Here is an 18,389-nt window from a genome sequence, read left to right on the forward strand (position 1 = left end):
GGAGGTTCACCATGAAAACCCGTCTTCTTACCGCCATCGCCCTGATCGTCGCTCTGCCGGCCGTAGCCCAGGCCAATAGCGCTGCCGAGAAAGCCGCCTTCGCCTCGCTGCAACAGCCGCTGAACACCCAAGTGGTCAGCGACTACAAGGCGCTGCCGACCCGCTACAGCGTCGATACGGTCAGCGGTGGCCATAGCACTGCGGCCAATCAGGCCCTGGTGCAGGTCGCCGAGCAGACCCAGCGCGGTACCCACCTGCGTGCCGGTGACGCCGACCTGGTCGGCCAAGGGCAGAGCGTGGCTGCCGCCCAGGCGCTGCAGAACGTCAACGCTGCCCACCAAGGCGACGTCGAGGTGAGCTTCGCCAGCCTCGACTGAGGACCGCTGAGCCCCGGCACGAGTCGCGCTCGTGCCTCTCCCAAAAGTCATCTCGCAAACAAGGCGCCACGCTCCGTACACCCGGAATCGCGAGCGCCAGACCCTACACCTCCACTTCCCCGGCCCGCCCCCGCGCCGGGGCTTTTTGTGTGTGGGTGTAGAGAGCGCCAGGCCTGTCGCTGAACTAGTCTGTCGAGACGGGAAGGCTTGAGTGCCGAGCCTGCGATCATAAGGGGAGGCGGCGGTATGCTGGAGCGATTACCCGACGATTTTACTGCGGTGGTGACCGGGGCCAGTGGTGGGATTGGTCAGGCCGTCGTGCGCTGTCTCTTGGAGACATCGCGGGTGGGGCGCATCGTGGCAGTGTCGCGTCAGCCGCCAGCCTTCGGCGATGACCGGGTCGAGACATTGGAAGCCGATCTCACTCAGGAAGCGGGCCTGGCGCGTCTGGGCGAGCGACTCGCCGGGGCGCCGCTGCATTTGCTGTTCAATACGCTGGGCATGCTGCACGACTCAGCGCGCGACATTGCCCCCGAGAAGCGTCTCGAGGAGCTCGATGCCGATACCCTGGCGACGCTGTTCCATGTCAATGCGATCACCCCGGCGCTGCTGCTCAAGGCGGTACTGGGGTCACTGAAGGGGCAGCATCCGACGCTGGTGGCGAGTCTGTCGGCACGGGTCGGTTCGATCGAGGACAACGGCTTCGGCGGCTGGTACGGCTATCGGGCGAGCAAGGCGGCACACAACATGCTGCTGCGGACGGCGGCCATCGAGCTGGCGCGCTACAACAAGCGGGCGATCGTGCTCTGCCTGCATCCGGGTACGACGGATACCGCGCTCTCCCAACCGTTCCAGCGGCGCGTGCCCGAGGGCAAACTGTTCAGCCCCGAGTACGTCGCCGAGCGCCTGCTGACGGTGATCAGTGAGCGCCGCCCCGAGGAGAGCGGCACCTTCTGGGATTGGGCAGGCAAGCCTGTGCCGTGGTGAAAGCGTTTCCCTAGATCAGCGCTTCGAGCGCGCCGATCAGCCCTCGCATCTCTTCATCGGTGCCGATGGAGATGCGCAGGAAATCGCTGAGGCCATCGCGATTGAAGTGACGTACCAGAATCCCGCGTTCACGCAGCCCGGCAAACAGTGTCTCGCCATTGAAGCGCGGGTGCCGGGTGAACAGGAAGTTGGTCTGCGACGGCAGCACCTCGAAGCCGAGTTCGACCAGCGAGCGACGTGTCTCTTCGCGGGTGGCCATCACCTGCTGGCAGCAACGCTTGAAGTGTTCACGGTCGTTGAGCGCCGCGATCGCCACCGCGCTGGCGAGCATATCGACCGGATAGGAGTTGAATGAGTTCTTCACCCGCTCCAGCCCCTCGATCAGTTCGCGTGAGCCGATCGCATAGCCCAGCCGCAGCCCCGCCAGGCTGCGTGATTTGGAGAGCGTGCCGGTGATCAGCAGGTTGGGGTGATCCGCGACCAGCGGCACCGCGCTCTCGCCGCCGAAGTCGACGTAGGCTTCGTCGACCAGCACCACGCTGTCCTGGATGCGCGACAGCAGCCGCGCGATCTCGGCACGAGGATGGCCGTGCCCCGTGGGGGCGTTGGGGTTGGCGAAGACCACGCCGCCGTTGTCGCCGTCGAAGGCGTCGAGGGCGATCTCCCAGCGGTCATCCAGCGCCACGGTGCGATAGGCGATGTCATAGAGCTTGCAGTAGACCGGATAGAAGCTGTAGCTGATCGCCGGCATCAGCAGCGGCTGGGGCTGACAGAAGAAAGCCTGGAAGGCGAACGCGAGCACTTCGTCCGAACCGTTGCCGACGAACACCTGCTCCGGCGCCACACCATGGATTTCGGCCAGCGCTTCGCGCAGTGCGCGGGAGTCGGGGTCGGGATAGCGGCGCAGCTGCTCGGTGTCGATATCGCGCAGCACCTGGGCCACCGCAGGCGACGGCGGATAGGGGTTCTCGTTGGTATTGAGCTTGACCAGTTTCTCCCGCGGCTGCTCGCCGGGTACGTAGGGGGTCAGGGCGCGGACGGCAGGACTCCAGAGTTGGCTCATGATCTCTCGCGATGGGTCTGGGCGGTGTCGGGAAGTGGTTGGCGATAGGGGGGTGGAGCGGTTCCGGGGCGCCCGGCATTGGCGCACTCGGCGCTGCGGCGCCTGTCATAGTGACCGCTGTCGCAGGACGGCGCAAGTCTGGGGCAGCAGCATCACGAGGGGTTGATTAGTCCTCTAATGACCTCATCTCCTCAGAGAACTCGCATCGAGTGATAAGGATCAACATGCCCTACGAAAAACTGCTCTCTCCGCTCCAGATCGGAGATATCGAACTCGCCAATCGGGTGCTGATGGCACCGCTGACACGCGCCCGCACCCCGGACAGCATTCCCGGCCGCCTGCAGGCGGAGTACTACGCCCAGCGCGCCGGCGCCGGTTTGATCATCAGCGAAGCGACCAATATCTCGCCCACTGCGCGTGGCTATGTCTACACCCCGGGCATCTGGACCGACGCCCAGGAGGCGGGCTGGCGCCAGGTGGTCGATGCCGTGCACAGCGCAGGCGGCAAGATGGCCCTGCAGCTGTGGCACGTGGGGCGCGTCTCCCACGAGATGGTGCAGCCGGAAGGCCAGCAGCCGGTGGCGCCGAGCGCACTGCGTGCCGAGGGTGCCAACTGCTTCGTCGAGTTCGCCGACGGCAGCTCCGGCCAGCATCCGACCAGTACCCCCCGGGCCTTGGAGACAGGCGAGATCCCTGGGCTGATCGAGGATTATCGCCAGGCCGCCAAGCGCGCCAAACGTGCCGGTTTCGACATGGTCGAAGTGCATGCCGCCAATGCCTATCTGCTGCAGCAGTTCCTCGCCAGCGGCAGCAATCAGCGCAGCGACCGCTACGGCGGCAATGTGGTCAACCGCGCACGACTGCTGCTCGAAGTGGTCGACGCGGTGAGCGCAGAGCTGGGCGCCGGGCGTGTCGGCGTGCGGCTGTCGCCGTTCATCGAGATCTTCGGGCTCTCCGACGACGAGCCGGAGGCGATGATGCGTTACCTCGCTGACGAGCTGGGCCGGCGTCGCATTGCCTATCTGCATATCAACGAGCCGGACTGGACCGGCGAAGGCCCTCAGTTGAGTGACGCTTTCCGCCGCGACCTGCGCGAGCGCTTCAGCGGCACCCTGATCTACTGCGGCCACTACACCGCCGAGCGTGCCGAGGCGCTGATCGACGCTGGCCTGGGTGATGCCGCGGCCTATGGGCGGCCCTATATCGCCAACCCGGATCTGGTCGAGCGCTTCCAGCGCGATGCCGCGCTCAACGAGCCCGACCCGAATACCTTCTATGGGGGCGGTGCCGAGGGCTATACCGATTATCCCACGCTCGACTGACGCGGGGCCGTGTGGTGCCGATGGGATGCCACACGGCGCGCTTGCCGCTATTCTTAGGCGATACGCCGATAGCGGCGACGCGGTGGCCGCTACGCTTTAGTGATCGCCGTCTAGCCGCTATGGTGTAGCGACGACGTTAGAGCAACCACGCTGTAGTGACGCGGCCGCCCCTGCGGTCCGCTTGGCCCAGAAGTGTAAGGAGAACCCAAATGCAGATCAGGACGTTGCTGGCCAGCGCCGCCACGGTAGCCTTGCTGGCAGGTTGCGCCAGCGGTGGCTCGCAGACCCAGTCTGGCACGGCCGACACCGGCGCTTCCGCCACCACCACGACCTACGAAGGCACGCTGCCCTGCCGTAGTTGCGACGGTATCGACCTGACCGTCAACCTCAGCGGCAGTGAGTCGTCGCCGGCGCCGGAGCGCACCTTCACGCTCGAGGCCGACTACATCAACCATCCGCAGAACCCGGGCCCGGAGCAGTATCAGGGTCAGTGGGACGTGATGACCGGGACCGCCACCGATCCCAAGGCCACGGTCTACGAGCTGACGCCGAACGGTGAGGGGCAGATCTACTACTTCCAGAAGATCGATCCCAACACTCTCGAGCTGATCGACCCGCAGCGCCGTCAGTTCGAAAACGGCCAGATGCTGCGCCTGACCAAGCAGTAAGCGCCTCGCGCCGATCGCCAAGGCGGCCTGCGGGCCGCCTTTTTTGTGTCCGCTCGCTCCCTCAGTGGCTGACACCGCGGCTGTGATTGTTTCGAGCAAAGCAGGGCAGAGCAAAGCAGAGCAGAGCAGAGCAGAGCACCTCGGCTCTGCGATCCGGGGCCGCTGTGGCACCATGGGTGCGACGATTTTCATCGCGATGACGGAGATTCCCGCGCGTGGCCAAAGCGAAGAGTGCCTTTGTCTGTACCGAGTGCGGTGCGGAGTACAGCAAGTGGCAGGGGCAGTGCAGCAACTGCCGCGAATGGAACACCTTGAGCGAGATCCGGCTGACCAGCGCGCGCCCCGGCGCCGCGGCGGCTTCGGGCAGTGCCGGGCGCGGCGGTTATGCCGGCGCGTTGACCAAGGAGGTGGTCGATCTCTCCGGCGTCGATCTCACCGAGGTGCCGCGTTTCAGCTCTACCTTCGAAGAGTTCGACCGCGTGCTCGGCGGCGGCCTGGTGCCCGGCTCGGCGGTGCTGCTGGGGGGCCATCCCGGCGCCGGCAAGTCGACGCTGCTGCTGCAGACCGCCTGCCGCCTGGCCCAGAGCAAGCGGGTGCTCTATGTGACCGGCGAAGAGTCGCTGTCGCAGGTGGCGATGCGCGCCCACCGGCTGCAGCTGCCCACCCAGGGGCTCAAGATGCTCGCCGAGACCAGCGTCGAGACGCTGCTCGCCGTGGTCGAGCGCGAACGCCCCGAAGTGCTGATCATCGACTCCATCCAGACCATGCACCTGGAAGACATCGGCTCGGCGCCGGGCGGGGTGGCGCAGGTGCGTGAATCCGCGGCGGCGCTGACACGCTTTGCCAAGCAGAGCAACACCGTGCTGCTGCTGGTGGGCCACGTGACCAAGGATGGCACCCTGGCCGGGCCCAAGGTGCTCGAGCATATGATCGACGCCTCGCTGCTGCTCGAGGGCGGGAGCGACTCGCGCTTTCGCACCCTGCGCGGGCAGAAGAACCGCTTCGGCGCGGTCAACGAGCTGGGCGTGTTCGCGATGGTCGAACTGGGCTTGAAGGAGGTCAAGAATCCCAGCGCGATCTTTCTCTCGCGCAGTGAAGAGCAGGCCTCCGGTAGCCTGGTGATGGTGGTGTGGGAGGGCACCCGGCCGATCCTGGTCGAGGTGCAGGCGTTGCTCGACGAGTCGGCGCTGGGTAACCCGCGCCGGGTAGCGGTTGGGCTCGACCACAACCGTCTGGCGATGCTGCTCGCCGTGCTGCACAAGCACGGCGGTCTGTTCACCGGCGATCAGGATGTGTTTCTCAACGTCGTCGGCGGGGTCAAGGTGCTGGAGACCAGCGCCGATCTGGCGGTGCTGCTGGCGGTGGTCTCCAGCCTGCAGAACCGGCCGCTGCCGCGCGAGCTGGTGGTGTTCGGTGAGGTCGGGCTCTCCGGTGAGATCCGTCCGGTGCCGAGCGGCCAGGAGCGCATCGTCGAGGCCGCCAAGCACGGTTTCACCCGCGCCATCGTGCCGCGTGGCAATGCCCCGCGGCAGGCGCCTGCCGGTATGCAGGTAGTGGCGGTGGACAAGCTCTCGGAGGCGCTGGAAGCGCTCTGATTCCGCGCCGGCGGCGCTACCCACGGGCGCGGCGAGGGCATCGTTCACCGCCGCCGTCGGTTACACTGCACCTTGAACAACCATCGGGACCGCGTGAGGAGTGCGACCATGAGTGCCATCCGTCTGACCCAGTACAGCCACGGCGCCGGCTGCGGCTGCAAGATCGCGCCCGACGTGCTCGATCGGATTCTCGCCAAGGCGGGGCCCGGGGCCAGCAGCGACAAGCTGATCGTGGGTAACCAGGGGCGCGAAGACGCGGCGGTCTACGACCTCGGCGATGGCCGTGGGCTGATCTCTACCACCGATTTTTTCATGCCGATCGTCGACGATCCGTTCGATTTCGGGCGTATCGCCGCGACCAATGCCATCAGCGATGTCTTCGCCATGGGCGGCTCGCCGATCATGGCGCTGGGCATTCTCGGCTGGCCGCTGGACAAGCTGCCCGGCGAGGTGGCCGGCGATGTCGTGGCCGGCGCTCAGGCCGTCTGCCGCGAGCTGGGTATGGCGCTGGCCGGTGGTCACTCGATCGACGCCCCCGAGCCGATCTTCGGGCTGGCGGTCAACGGTCTGGTCGATCTCGCTCATCTCAAGCTCAACAGCGGCGCCAAGCCCGGTGACCTGCTCTATCTGACCAAGCCGCTCGGGGTGGGCATGCTGACCACGGCCGAGAAGCAGGGTCTGCTGAAGCCGGGGCACCAGGGGCTGGCGCGGGAGACGATGCTCGCCGCCAACGCCATCGGCACGGCGCTGGCCCGTATCGAAGGGGTTCACGCCATGACCGACGTCACCGGCTTCGGCCTGGCCGGGCATCTGAGTGAAGTGTGCGCGGCGAGCGGGGTCGAGGCGCGTATCGACTTCGCCAAGTTGCCGCGTCTGGCCGAGGCCGAGGCGTATCGGCGTCAGGGCGCGGTACCCGGCGGCACGCGGCGCAACCGCGATGCGATAGGCACGGCCCTGGGCGAGATGGACGAGGCGCACTGGCAGTGGCTGTGCGACCCGCAGACCTCGGGTGGCCTGCTGCTGGCGGTCGATCCCGCCTGGGCCGACGACGTCGAGCGCATCGGGCGTGAGCAACGGCTGGCGCTGGAGGCCTTCGGCGAGTGCGTCAGCCCCGCTGGTGGTGCCCGACTGATCGAGGTGCGGGGTTGAGCGGCAGTGAATTCGTCGAGGCCGATTTAGCGCTGCTCGGGCGACCGCTGATCGATGTCCGCGCCCCCATCGAGTTCGCCGCCGGCGCGCTGCCCGGGGCTCTCAACCTGCCGCTGATGGATGACGACGAGCGCCGCGAGGTCGGCATTCGCTACAAGCTCTCGGGGCAGGAAGCCGCGGTGGCGCTGGGCAACGAACTGGTGACCGGCGATCTGCGCGAGCGGCGGCTGGCCGCCTGGGAGGCGGCGCTCGACGCGGCGCCCGAGAGCATCATCTACTGCTTTCGGGGCGGCATGCGCTCCAAGATCAGCCAGCAGTGGCTGCGCCAGCGAGGGCGCCCGGTACCGCGGATTCGCGGCGGCTGGAAGGCGATGCGTAACGCCCTGCTCGGCCTGCTGGAGCAGCAGAGCAGCGGTCCGCTGCTGCTGGTGGCCGGGCTCACCGGGTGCGCCAAGACCGCGCTGGTGGGCGCGCTCGACAGTGGGATCGACCTCGAAGGGTTGGCGCGTCACAAGGGCTCCGCCTTTGGCCAGCATCCGCGGGTCGGCCCCTCGCAGATCGATTTCGAACATGGCCTGGCGCTCGACCTGTGGCGCCGGCCGCAGGCGCGGGTGGTGGAGGACGAATCCCAGCGGATCGGGCGGCTGGCGATTCCGGCGACCTTCTGGCAGACGATGAAAAACGCCCCCTGTGTGCGCGTGGAGATGCCCCTCGACTGGCGCCTGGAGCAGATTCGCAAGGACTATATCGAAGACTTGAGCGCGCTCTACCATCGCGATTACGGGCCGCTGCTGGGCGAGGCGCTGTTTCGCAAGCAGCTCTCCGGCGCTCTCAAGCGACTCGGCAAGCGGCTCGGCAGCGAGCGCCTGGGGCGCCTGCTCGAAGCCCAGCAGCGTGCCTTCGGGGCCGCCGGTGAGCCCCAGGCCCACGACGCCTGGCTGGCCCCGCTGCTGCAGGAGTATTACGACCCCATGTATCGCCAGCAGCTCGAAAGCCAGCAGCGCCAGACCCTGTTCGTCGGCAGTTGGGACGAGTGTCTGCAAGCGGCCCGCGCCTGGAGCGCGGAACACCGGCGCTGAGGCGCGGCGCCGGGGCTAGTCGAGCCATTGGCTCATGAGGCGATCCAACAGCGCAGCCTGACGGTCGAAGCGTCTGGGGTCGGCGAGTAGATCGCCGCAGTCTACCATCGCTCCTTCCTGGGCGCAGAGCGCCTGGGCTTCGTTGGCGGTCAGCTCCAGGTGGCACTGCATGGCGATCACGCGGCCGCGGTCCCAGACGAAGCCCTGTACCGGCCCGGCGGCGGTGCGGCCCAGCGGCAGGGCATCGTCGGGCAGGCCGAAGATGTCGCCATGCCACAACAGTGTCTCGAAGGTCTCGGGAAGGTCCAGCGGGCTGGCCGGGTCCAGGGTCAGTGTGCGCCAGCCGCGCTCGGGCTCGACCGCCGGTGAGACGATCGAGCCCAGCGCCTCGGCGATCAGGGCGGCGCCAAAGCCGATCCCCAGCACCGGTTTGCCGCTCTTCAGCGCGCGATCCAGCAGCTTGCGCTCGCGCTTGAGCAGCTGAGGATCGAGCGGGCCGAGCGCATCCAGCAGGATCAGGCCGTCGAAGTGGTCCCAGGGCGGCGGCAGTTCGCCTTCGTCGAGCCGGCAGCGGTTGTGGCTATGGCCCATGCCCTGAAGCCAGTCGGCCAGGCGGCCGGGGGCGAAAAGCGAGCTGTGCTGGAGAAAGTAGATATGCATGATAAGGTCATGATGCGGGCGTGAGGCGCCCTTCACAAGCGGAAAAAGATCGATCGATCATGGCGATACGCGCTTCGCTGCTGGAGCAGATATATACCGTGGTGGCGCAGGTCCCGGCCGGCCGCGTGACCACCTATGGACGCATTGCCGGGATGACCGAGGGCGCCACCGCGCGTCTGGTGGGCACTGCCATGCGCCAACTCCCTGCTGGCCACGGCCTGCCCTGGCATCGGGTGATCAACGCCACCAGGCGGGTTGCTGATCACGGCGGCGCCAGTGAGCAGCAGCGCCTGCTACGTGAAGAGGGCGTGGTGTTCGATGCCGCCGGTCGCGTGCCGGCGCGGCTGCTGTGGCCGGACTAGCCGCGTCCGGCGAGCGCGCGGCCGGCCTTCATGTTCACTCGACTACGCCGCCTCGTGGCAGTTCATTCGTTTAGGTTCACTCATCTAGCTTCTACTATTTACCGCGCGATACGTCGCCGCTGTCATTCTGGAGTTCCGATGTCCCAACCCGCTGCCAGTTTCAACCAGCGCCTGCGCGCGCTCAATCCGCGTCAGCGTATCGCCTTCATGGCGGCACTGTGCGAGCGTCTCACGCCCAACTACACCCTCTATGCCGGCATGAGTCACGTGGGCGATCCCAATGTGCTCTACAACGTGCTTGACCTGGTGTGGGAGCGGCTGCAGGTCAAGAGTGCCAAGATCGATTTCGACAAGCAGGCCGAGAAGCTGGCGGCGGTAGAGCCGCCGGAAGCGGACGACAGCTTCGGTGCGCGGCGTGCCACCGAGAGCATCATGGCCTTGACTACACTGCTGGACGCGCTGCGCAGCGAGGCGCCGGAGGCGGTGCTGGAGGTGAGCCAGGTGTCGCGCAATGGCGTGCGCGCCTATATCGAGATGGTCGATGGCAGCGAGGATTCGGAGCGGCTCAACGCGCTGTTCCGCGAGCACGAGTTGATGCAGGACGAGCGCGACTACCAGGATGCGGTGCTGGAAGCGGTAGAGGCCGACCCGGACATCGAGGCACTTCGCGAGCTGCGCACGCTGGGGCGTAATCAGGGGATCAGCAACCTGGGACTGAGCCTGGACTGACGCCGGGCAGGCATTGGCGCGAAACGCGTTTGAAAAGGCGCTACATTAGGAGCTAACAGGCGATTCGGGTGCGGAGCGTGCCCGCGACAAGCGACAACGACGGCCGTGCATGGCCAGACGTTCAAGGAGGAACTGCATGTCTCATCGTGTGGCGCTCGGCGCCCTCATGCTGGCGACCCTGGTGCTGAGCGGCTGTCAGAGCCTTTCGGGCTGGCACCAGGACCCGCTGCGAACCGAGGCGGTCACGAAGACGGCCCACGAGCCGGGCTGCGAGGGCGATGCCTGCGCCGTGGTCGAGGCCGACTATCTGCGCTTCCCGGAATCGCCCGAGCTGTCGGCGCTGCTGCAGAAGCGGCTCTTTGCGCTGGCCAGCGGCCTCAGCGACGATCCCAACGGCAGCGCGATCGGCCGCGCCACGTCTTTCGATGACTTCGCCGATCAGGTCTTCGCCGCCGCCAAGGAGGCGCGCCGCAAGGTGCCGGAGCTGCCGGGCTACGCCGCCGATCTCGACGCCAAGGTGATCGCGGACCACGACGACCTGCTGGTCATCGAGCTGGACGGCTATCTTTACAGCGGCGGCGCCCACGGTCTGCCGCTGACGCAGTATCTGGTCATCGACCGCGACACCCGCGCGCCGGTCTCGCTGGCAGAGATGCTCGAGCCCGGCCAGCGTGCGGCCTACGAGGCGGCGTTGGCGCGTGCCCATCAGCGTTGGCTGCAGACGGATCAGGCCAGTGGGCTCTCCGCCGAGCAGTGGCCGTTCGTCATCTCCGAGAACGTGGCGCCGCTGAAGGACGCCCTGGCGGTCAAGTATCAGGTCTACGACCTGGCGCCCTATGCCGTGGGCCAGCCGGTGCTGACCATCCCCTACGCCGATCTCGAGGGGATCCTGCGCCCGCGCTATCTGCCCTGAGTCGTGTACCGCACCGTGCTGAAGCACACCGCACGGAAGCACACCGCGCTCAAGCACACCCCATCAACGCAAGCGCCGCGACCCTGATCGGGTCGCGGCGCTGTGCTGTGCTTCACTTCGCTATTCGTCACTCCGTGCTAGCGGCTTCGGCGCAGATATTGGCGCGCTCAGAGGCGCATTTCGATACCGTGCTCGGCCATGTAGCGTTTGGCATCGGGGATGGTGTACTCACCGAAGTGGAAGATGCTGGCGGCCAGCACCGCATCGGCGCCGCCTTCCTTCACCCCGGCCACCAGGTGGTCGAGGTTGCCGACACCGCCGGAGGCGATCACCGGCACCTCCACCGCATCGCTGATCGCGCGGGTGACGCCGAGATCGAAACCGACCTTGGTGCCATCGCGATCCATGCTGGTCAGCAGGAGTTCGCCGGCGCCGTAGTCGACCATCTTGCGCGCCCACTCGACGGCATCCAGGCCGGTGGGGCGGCGCCCGCCATGGGTGAAGATCTCCCAGCGCGGCGGTTCGCCCTCGGCGCTGACCCGCTTGGCATCGATCGCCACCACGATGCACTGGCTGCCGAAGCGCTCGGCGGCCTCGCGCACGAAGTCCGGGTGGGTCACTGCGGCGGTATTGATCGAGATCTTGTCGGCGCCGGCGTTGAGCATGGTGCGAATGTCTTCGCAGCGGCGGATGCCGCCGCCCACGGTGAGCGGGATGAATACCTCACCGGCGATGCGCTCGACCATCTCCACCGTCGTGCCGCGATCCTCGTGGCTGGCGGTGATATCGAGGAAGGTGATCTCGTCCGCGCCCTGCTGGTTGTAGCGCTTGGCGATCTCCACCGGATCGCCGGCGTCGCGGATGCCGACGAAGTTGACGCCCTTGACCACGCGGCCGGCATCGACGTCGAGACACGGGATGATGCGCTTGGCGAGAGTCACGCGCGGCCTCCCCGGGCAGCGCCACGGATCTCGTCGCTCAGCGTCTGGGCCTGGGCCACGTCGAGCGAGCCCTCATAGATGGCGCGGCCGGTGATGGCGCCGATGATGCCGTCGTCGGCGACTTCGGCCAGGGCGCGGATATCCGCCAGGTCGGTGACGCCGCCGGATGCGATCACCGGCAGGCCGCCGTCGCGGGCAAGCTGGGCGGTTGCCTCGACGTTGACGCCCTGCATCATGCCGTCGCGGGCGATGTCGGTGTAGACGATCGAGGTCACGCCGTCGTCGGCGAAACGCTTGGCCAGATCGACCGCCTTGAGCGTGGAGACTTCGGCCCAGCCGTCGGTGGCGACGAAACCGTCGTGAGCATCGAGCCCGACGATCACATGCCCGGGGAACTGCCGGCACATCTCGCCGACGAAGTCCGGCTCCTTGACTGCCTTGGTGCCGATGATGACGTAGCTCACGCCGGCGGCGAGGTAGTGTTCGATGGTCTCGGCACTGCGGATACCACCGCCGATCTGGATCGGCAGGTCCGGATAGGCGCGGGCGATGGCGGTGACCGCTTCGCCGTTGACCGGCTTGCCTTCGAAGGCGCCGTTGAGGTCGACCAGGTGCAGGCGGCGGGCGCCGGCTTCCACCCAGCGTGCGGCCATGGCCACCGGATCGTCACCGTAGGCGGTGGCGTCGTCCATGCGGCCCTGCTTGAGACGCACGCATTGGCCGTCCTTGAGATCGATGGCGGGAATCACCAGCATGTCGTCGAATCCTCTGCGTGTCGGCCAGCGCGAGCGCGGCTGGCACATGATCGATGGGGCGGCGCCGTACTGGCGGCGCCCCGGGCGCGGCGCGCTCAGGGCGCCCAGTTGACGAAGTTTTCCAGCAGCTGCAGGCCGTCGCGGGCGCTCTTCTCGGGGTGGAACTGCACCGCGAAGACGCAGCCACGACCGGTGGCCACGTGGGCTTCGACACCGGCGTAGTGGGTCGCGCCGAAGACGTCGTCCGAGTTGGCGGCATCGACATAGTAGCTGTGCACGAAGTAGAAACGCGCGCCATCGTCGATGCCCTGCCACAGCGGGTGGGCGTGGTGCTGGACGACTCGGTTCCAGCCCATGTGCGGTACCTTCAAGCGCTCGCCGTCCGGTCCCTTCAACTGCTGGCCGAAGTGGCGCACGCGCCCGGGCAGGAAGCCGAGACAGTCGATGCCGCCATTCTCGTCGCTGTGTTCGAACAGCATCTGCTGGCCGACGCAGATCCCCAGGAGTGGCTTCTGCTGGGCGTCGAGCAGCTCGCCGACCAGCCCGCGCAGCTCGCTGCGTTCGAGTTCGCCCATACAGTCGCGGATCGCGCCCTGGCCCGGCAGCACCAGCCGCGAGGCGCCGCGAATCGCGCGCGGGTCGCTGGTCACCACCACGTTCTCGTGGGTGACGTGCTCGAGCGCCTTGGCCACGGAGTGCAGGTTGCCCATGCCGTAGTCGATTACCGCAATCGTCATCGTGCGCTCCTCGTAGAATCGGTGACAGCCGCCGGACGGGCGGCGGGCGCCCTCACAGGCTGCCCTTGGTCGACGGCAGCTGGCCGGCCATGCGCGGGTCCTCTTCCACCGCGGCGCGGACCGCGCGGCCAAAGGCCTTGAAGATGGTCTCCGCCTGGTGGTGGGCGTTGAAACCCTTGAGGTTGTCGATGTGCAGAGTCACCTGGGCGTGGTTGACGAAGCCCTGGAAGAACTCCCAGCACAGCTGGGTATCGAAGCGGCCGATGCTGGCGCGCGTGAACTCGACGTCCATGAACAGGCCCGAACGGCCGGAGAAGTCGATCACCACCCGTGACAGCGCTTCGTCCAGCGGGACATAGGCGTGGCCGTAGCGGCGAATCCCGCGCTTGTCGCCGATCGCCCGGGCGAATGCCTGACCCAAGGTGATGCCCAGATCCTCGACGGTATGGTGGTCGTCGATCTCGAGATCGCCGTCGGCCTCGATGGTGAGGTCGAGCATGCCGTGGCGGGCGACCTGATCGAGCATGTGGTCGAGGAAGGGGACCCCGGTCCGGCTCTCGAGACGGCCACTGCCGTCGAGATTCACGGTGACCGTGATCTGGGTCTCTTGAGTCTGGCGTGACACCGTGGCGATGCGCTGGGACATGCGTGGGGAGTCTCCCGGTAGGTGTGGCGAGAATCGGCCATTATAGAGAATCGCCCCGGGCATCCGCTACAATGCGGGGATCACAGAGCGGCCTCGGCCGGGCCGCCGCGTTGACAGGGAGAGACAGGAGGCATGCCGGAAGCCGCGCGAACCAGCGATACCCTAGTGGGGTGTCGTCAAGATACCCGCCCACCATTCCTGGCCCTGCGAGCGGGCTACGCTGTCAAGGAGGTCCGGCGCGCATGAAAGGATTGATTAGAGCGCTGCTCGCGGCCGTCGGCGTGCTGGGCATCGTGGTGGTGGCTGCGGTGGTCTATATCACCACCTTCTTCGATCCCAATGATCTCAAGCCGCGGCTGATCGAGGCGGTACGCGATCAGAGTGGGCTCGAGCTGCGCCTGGATGGTCCGCTGTCATGGAGCTTCTACCCGCGCATCGGGGTCAGCGTGGCCGACGCCGAGGCCTGGCTTCCGCGTCAGTCCCACGACGACGAGCCCTTCGTCGCCTTCGACCAGGCCGAGGTGAGTGTCGCCTTCGCGCCGCTGCTGAGCGGCGATGTCTCGGTGGATGGCCTGATTCTCGATGGCATGCGTCTCAACCTGGTGCGCGACGCCCAGGGCCGGGGCAACTGGCAGACGCTGCTCGACCGTCTTGCCCAGCGTGACGCTGCCGCCGACGCCACGGGCAAAAATGCCGGTAGCGCCGAGTCCACGAACGGTGGTAAAGCTGAGAGCAGTGCTAAGAGTGATAGCGGTGGTCAGGCCGGTGGCGACAGCCAGCCGGTGGCGTTCGATATCGCCAACGTCCAGGTCTCCAACAGCCGGGTGCATTACGTCGACCCGCGGCGCCCGCTGGATGTCACGCTCTCCAATCTGTCGCTGACCAGCAGTAACGTCAGTCCGCAATCTTCGTTCCCGCTGCAACTCTCTTTCGATCTCTCGGGCGAGCAGCCCAGGATGAACGGCAACGTGCAGTTGAAGAGCCAGATGCGTATGGATCTGAGCGCCGGGCGTTACACCTTCGACAAGGTCACGCTCAACGGCAAGGCGCAGCTGCCAGATATCGCCGAACAGGCCCAGAGTGGCAATCTGAAGATCGCCAGCCTGGTGGCCGATACGCGCCAGCGCCAGTACCGCGCCGAAGGCGTTCAACTGGGGGCATCACTCTATTCGCCGGCACTGCGTGAGTCGCCGCTGTCGCTCGATCTCAAGCTCGATGCCAGTGCCGACCTCGGTGCCGCTACTGCCGAGCTGAGCAACTTGGCATTGACCGGGGACGACAATCTCGACCTCAGTGGCAACGCCAAGGTCACCGGGCTGGATAGTGACCCGCGCTATCAAGGGCGGCTTAACCTATCCGCACTCTCGCTGCGCGACTGGCTCACTCGCTTCGGTGTCGACGTGCGCAGCGCTGATGACAAGGCTCTGACCTCGTTCTCGCTGAGTGGCCCCTTCTCCGGTGATGCGCGGCGCATCGACCTCTCCGATCTCCAGCTCACGCTCGATCAGACCCAGCTGCGCGGCTCGCTCGGCGCGGCCTATGACGGCAGCGCGCTGAACTTCGATCTCGAGGGCGACAAACTCGATCTCGATGCCTACCTGCCGCCGGCGGCGGCGAGCAGCGGCGCACCGGGGCAGAATGACGCGAAGGCGTCCGACAAGGCCACCGCTTGGCTCGGTAGCCTCGGCATTGCGCCGGCGCTGGCGGCCGGCGAAGAGGCTGGGCTGCTGCCCGTGGACTGGCTCGCCCATCTGAAACAGGAAGGGCATCTGACGCTCGACGCGCTCACGCTCAAGGGCGCCAAGCTCAGCGACGTTGCATTGGCCACCAGCGGCAGCGATGGGCGCCAGCGGATCGATTCGCTGAGTGCCAACCTCTACGACGGTAGCGTCAAGGCCTCCAGCGCGCTCGATCTGCGTCAGTCGCCCATTCAACTCTCCTTCACCGAGCGTCTGCAGGGTGTTCAACTGGCGCCGCTGTACCAGGATGTGAGTGGCAAGGCCTCGCCGCTGCGCGGCACGCTCAGCCTGCAGGGCGATTTCGACTCGCGCACCAACACCATTGCTGGGATCCAGCAGAACCTCAATGGCCAGGCGGCACTGCGCATCGATGACGGCGCCATGCTCGACGTCAACGTGCCGAAGCAGCTGTGTACGGCCGTTGCCACGCTGGAGGGCAAGCAGTCCGAGCGCGAGTGGAGCCCGGACACCGCCTTCGATCGGCTACAAGCCACCGTAGTGGTGAAAGATGGCGTGGCGCACAACGACGATCTCGATATCGCTATCCCCGGGGTGAGCCTTAGTGGCAAAGGTGAGGTCAATCTGGTCACCGACCGGCTCGACTATCGCGCCGCGGCCCGCCTGCAGGATACCGCCGATCAGGCCGCCTGCAGCGTCAACCCGCGCCTGGCGCGAATCGACTTCCCGATCCGCTGCCAGGGCAGCCTGACAGACGCGCCGGCCAGCTGGTGCAGCTTCGACCGCGAGGCGTTCCAGCGTTCGCTGGGGGCGCTCGCCGAGGACGAAGCCAAGCGCAAGGCCGGCAAGCGAGTCGATGAAGTGCTCGATGACAAGCTCGATGACAAGACCCGGCGCAAGATCGACGACGCCCTGGGCGATGGTGCCTCCCAGGAACTCGGCGACAAGATCCGTGGCCTGTTCAAGTGACCGCCACTGCTGACCAATTCCTGCGCCGACGTCTCGTCGGCGCTTTGCGATCATCCCCTGTCGCCATCCGCTGATCCGAGGTGCCGTTTGGCTGAGTTTGCGTTATCGACCGAGGCGTTCCAGCGCCGCGTGTTCGACTGGTTCGATCTGCATGGGCGCAAGACGCTGCCGTGGCAGCAGAACAAGACCGCCTACCGGGTCTGGGTCTCCGAGATCATGCTGCAGCAGACCCAGGTCGCCACCGTAGTACCCTACTTTGAGCGCTTCATGGCGCGCTTCCCCAACGTTCAGACGCTCGCCGAGGCGCCACAGGACGACGTACTGCACCTGTGGACCGGGCTTGGCTACTATGCCCGTGCGCGTAACCTGCACAAGGCCGCGCGGCAGGTGGTCGAGGACTACGCTGGCGAATTTCCGACCCATGACCTTGATGCGATGACCGCGTTGCCCGGGATCGGCCGCTCCACCGCCGGTGCGATCATCAGTATTACCAGCGGTCGGCGCGCGGCGATTCTCGACGGTAACGTCAAGCGTGTCCTCGCGCGGCTGCATGCGGTGGAGGGCTGGCCCGGGCGCAGCGACGTGCTGGCACGGCTGTGGACGCTGGCCGAGCGCTATACGCCCCACGAGCGACTGCCTGACTACACCCAGGCGATGATGGATCTGGGAGCGATGATCTGTACCCGGGGGAAACCCAGCTGCCTGCTGTGCCCGTTCGAAGACGTCTGCGTAGCGCATGCGCAGGGGCGTGAGCGCGACTATCCCGGGTCCAAGCCCAAGCGTGAGATCCCCACGCGCAGCACCCAGATGCTCATGCTGCAGGACTCCAGCGGCCGGGTTCTGCTGCGTCAGCGCCCGCCGACGGGGCTATGGGGCGGTCTCTGGTGCTTTCCCCAGTTCGACGATGGTGAGGCGCTGCGCGACTGGCTGGCGCGCTACCCCGGTGTGCATCTGGCTCGCGCCTGGCAACCGTTTACCCACGTCTTCACTCACTTCCGCCTCGATATCACGCCTTGCCCAGCCACGGCCAGCGATGCCACGCTGGCGACCCGCATCGCCGAAGGCGCCGATGAGCGCTGGGTGGATCCTGCGGACCCCGGCGATATCGGCCTGGCCGCGCCGGTGAAGACCCTGCTCGACAAGCTGGCCCAGACACCCACGACCACCGACTGACACAGGAGTGACCCATGGCTCGTACCGTATTCTGCCGCAAGTACCAGCAGGAACTCGAAGCTCTGCCGTTCCCACCGCTGCCCGGCGCCAAGGGCCAGGAGATTCAACAGAACGTCTCCAAGCGCGCCTGGGAAGAGTGGCAGGCCCAGCAGACCCGGCTGATCAACGAGAAGCATCTCAACATGCTCGACCCCGACGCGCGCGCCTACCTGATGGCGCAGATGGAGCGCTTCTTCGACAACCAGGAGACCGATCACGCCGAAGGCTACGTGCCGCCGAGCCAGTGATTTCAGCGCGGGCGAAAGCGATTCCATCTTTTTGAAATAAAAGGCTTGACCCGTGAAAGGCTTACTGGTTTAATTCGTCCCCGTTGGCAAGGGCCAGATAGCTCAGTTGGTAGAGCAGGGGATTGAAAATCCCCGTGTCGGCGGTTCGATTCCGTCTCTGGCCACCACGCTGCTGGGGTATCGCCAAGTGGTAAGGCACCGGTTTTTGGTATCGGCATTCCCAGGTTCGAATCCTGGTACCCCAGCCATTTGCTAACGTCTCTATGCTCGCCGACATAGC

General features: G+C 66.5%; 19 protein-coding genes and 2 tRNA genes. 15 read left to right on the forward strand and 6 right to left on the reverse strand.

The window, feature by feature from the left end; all coding sequences use genetic code 11:
* Window positions 1–11: 11 nt before the first annotated feature.
* Window positions 12–377, forward strand: a complete 366-nt coding sequence (locus QO259_RS00570) for a hypothetical protein (protein WP_285951349.1) — start codon at window positions 12–14, stop codon at window positions 375–377.
* Between the two features lie 246 nt (window positions 378–623).
* The gene (locus tag QO259_RS00575; protein WP_285951387.1) at window positions 624–1,364 is read left to right on the forward strand and encodes an SDR family NAD(P)-dependent oxidoreductase; all 741 of its coding nucleotides are present in this window, start codon (window positions 624–626) and stop codon (window positions 1,362–1,364) included.
* A 10-nt stretch (window positions 1,365–1,374) separates the two neighbouring features.
* Here QO259_RS00575 and hisC read toward each other — a convergent pair whose 3' ends face one another.
* On the reverse strand, window positions 1,375–2,427 hold the full coding sequence (gene hisC / locus QO259_RS00580; RefSeq protein ID WP_285951388.1) for a histidinol-phosphate transaminase: 1,053 nt from the start codon (window positions 2,425–2,427) through the stop codon (window positions 1,375–1,377).
* A gap of 224 nt (window positions 2,428–2,651) precedes the next feature.
* Here hisC and QO259_RS00585 point away from each other — a divergent pair, with 224 nt between their 5' ends.
* The 5 genes from QO259_RS00585 to mnmH all read left to right on the forward strand — a co-directional run bounded on the left by QO259_RS00585 (window position 2,652) and on the right by mnmH (window position 8,240).
* Window positions 2,652–3,749 carry an alkene reductase gene (locus QO259_RS00585; protein WP_285951389.1) on the forward strand — a complete coding sequence of 366 codons (1,098 nt, stop codon included), beginning with the start codon at window positions 2,652–2,654 and terminating at the stop codon, window positions 3,747–3,749.
* Window positions 3,750–3,958: 209 nt separating this feature from the next.
* On the forward strand, window positions 3,959–4,417 hold the full coding sequence (locus QO259_RS00590) for a copper resistance protein NlpE N-terminal domain-containing protein (RefSeq protein ID WP_106418759.1): 459 nt from the start codon (window positions 3,959–3,961) through the stop codon (window positions 4,415–4,417).
* 215 nt (window positions 4,418–4,632) lie between these two features.
* Complete coding sequence (radA, locus tag QO259_RS00595) at window positions 4,633–6,012, forward strand: DNA repair protein RadA (protein WP_207034546.1); 1,380 nt, start codon at window positions 4,633–4,635, stop codon at window positions 6,010–6,012.
* A gap of 108 nt (window positions 6,013–6,120) precedes the next feature.
* A complete protein-coding gene (selD, locus tag QO259_RS00600; RefSeq protein ID WP_285951390.1) occupies window positions 6,121–7,161 on the forward strand; it encodes a selenide, water dikinase SelD in 1,041 nt (346 codons plus the stop codon).
* Complete coding sequence (mnmH, locus tag QO259_RS00605) at window positions 7,158–8,240, forward strand: tRNA 2-selenouridine(34) synthase MnmH (RefSeq protein ID WP_285951391.1); 1,083 nt, start codon at window positions 7,158–7,160, stop codon at window positions 8,238–8,240. Before selD ends, mnmH begins: the two co-directional genes overlap by 4 nt.
* Before the next feature lie 15 nt (window positions 8,241–8,255).
* Here the strand turns inward: mnmH and QO259_RS00610 are convergent, their stop codons facing one another.
* Entirely contained in the window at window positions 8,256–8,900 is a 645-nt protein-coding gene (locus QO259_RS00610; protein WP_285951392.1) for a type 1 glutamine amidotransferase, read from the reverse strand.
* A gap of 59 nt (window positions 8,901–8,959) precedes the next feature.
* Between QO259_RS00610 and QO259_RS00615 the strand changes: the two genes are divergently transcribed.
* The 3 genes from QO259_RS00615 to QO259_RS00625 all read left to right on the forward strand — a co-directional run bounded on the left by QO259_RS00615 (window position 8,960) and on the right by QO259_RS00625 (window position 10,904).
* Window positions 8,960–9,262 (forward strand): MGMT family protein, encoded by a 303-nt coding sequence (locus tag QO259_RS00615; RefSeq protein WP_285951393.1) that lies wholly within the window; start codon window positions 8,960–8,962, stop codon window positions 9,260–9,262.
* Window positions 9,263–9,400: 138 nt separating this feature from the next.
* Window positions 9,401–9,991 carry a YjaG family protein gene (locus tag QO259_RS00620; protein ID WP_285951394.1) on the forward strand — a complete coding sequence of 197 codons (591 nt, stop codon included), beginning with the start codon at window positions 9,401–9,403 and terminating at the stop codon, window positions 9,989–9,991.
* A gap of 136 nt (window positions 9,992–10,127) precedes the next feature.
* Complete coding sequence (locus tag QO259_RS00625) at window positions 10,128–10,904, forward strand: DUF3298 and DUF4163 domain-containing protein (RefSeq protein ID WP_285951395.1); 777 nt, start codon at window positions 10,128–10,130, stop codon at window positions 10,902–10,904.
* A 167-nt stretch (window positions 10,905–11,071) separates the two neighbouring features.
* Here the strand turns inward: QO259_RS00625 and hisF are convergent, their stop codons facing one another.
* From hisF to hisB, 4 genes are all read right to left on the reverse strand, one after another.
* Window positions 11,072–11,845 (reverse strand): imidazole glycerol phosphate synthase subunit HisF, encoded by a 774-nt coding sequence (gene hisF / locus QO259_RS00630; RefSeq protein ID WP_106418753.1) that lies wholly within the window; start codon window positions 11,843–11,845, stop codon window positions 11,072–11,074.
* Window positions 11,842–12,600 carry a 1-(5-phosphoribosyl)-5-[(5-phosphoribosylamino)methylideneamino]imidazole-4-carboxamide isomerase gene (hisA, locus tag QO259_RS00635; protein ID WP_207034532.1) on the reverse strand — a complete coding sequence of 253 codons (759 nt, stop codon included), beginning with the start codon at window positions 12,598–12,600 and terminating at the stop codon, window positions 11,842–11,844. Before hisA ends, hisF begins: the two co-directional genes overlap by 4 nt.
* A 95-nt stretch (window positions 12,601–12,695) precedes the next feature.
* Window positions 12,696–13,337: an imidazole glycerol phosphate synthase subunit HisH gene (gene hisH, locus QO259_RS00640; protein ID WP_207034530.1), complete on the reverse strand. Its 642-nt coding sequence runs from the start codon at window positions 13,335–13,337 to the stop codon at window positions 12,696–12,698.
* 52 nt (window positions 13,338–13,389) lie between these two features.
* Window positions 13,390–13,983, reverse strand: a complete 594-nt coding sequence (gene hisB, locus QO259_RS00645; RefSeq protein ID WP_207034528.1) for an imidazoleglycerol-phosphate dehydratase HisB — start codon at window positions 13,981–13,983, stop codon at window positions 13,390–13,392.
* 242 nt (window positions 13,984–14,225) lie between these two features.
* Here hisB and QO259_RS00650 point away from each other — a divergent pair, with 242 nt between their 5' ends.
* The 5 genes from QO259_RS00650 to QO259_RS00670 all read left to right on the forward strand — a co-directional run bounded on the left by QO259_RS00650 (window position 14,226) and on the right by QO259_RS00670 (window position 18,357).
* A complete protein-coding gene (locus tag QO259_RS00650; RefSeq protein WP_285951396.1) occupies window positions 14,226–16,649 on the forward strand; it encodes an AsmA family protein in 2,424 nt (807 codons plus the stop codon).
* 87 nt (window positions 16,650–16,736) lie between these two features.
* Window positions 16,737–17,822, forward strand: a complete 1,086-nt coding sequence (mutY, locus tag QO259_RS00655; RefSeq protein ID WP_285951397.1) for an A/G-specific adenine glycosylase — start codon at window positions 16,737–16,739, stop codon at window positions 17,820–17,822.
* 14 nt (window positions 17,823–17,836) lie between these two features.
* Window positions 17,837–18,109 carry an oxidative damage protection protein gene (locus tag QO259_RS00660; protein WP_285951398.1) on the forward strand — a complete coding sequence of 91 codons (273 nt, stop codon included), beginning with the start codon at window positions 17,837–17,839 and terminating at the stop codon, window positions 18,107–18,109.
* 91 nt (window positions 18,110–18,200) lie between these two features.
* Window positions 18,201–18,276 (forward strand) — tRNA-Phe (locus QO259_RS00665).
* A gap of 6 nt (window positions 18,277–18,282) precedes the next feature.
* Window positions 18,283–18,357, forward strand: a tRNA-Gln gene (locus QO259_RS00670).
* Window positions 18,358–18,389: the final 32 nt, after the last annotated feature.

Source organism: Salinicola sp. JS01, from assembly GCF_030284585.1.
In the GTDB taxonomy this organism is placed as follows: domain Bacteria; phylum Pseudomonadota; class Gammaproteobacteria; order Pseudomonadales; family Halomonadaceae; genus Salinicola.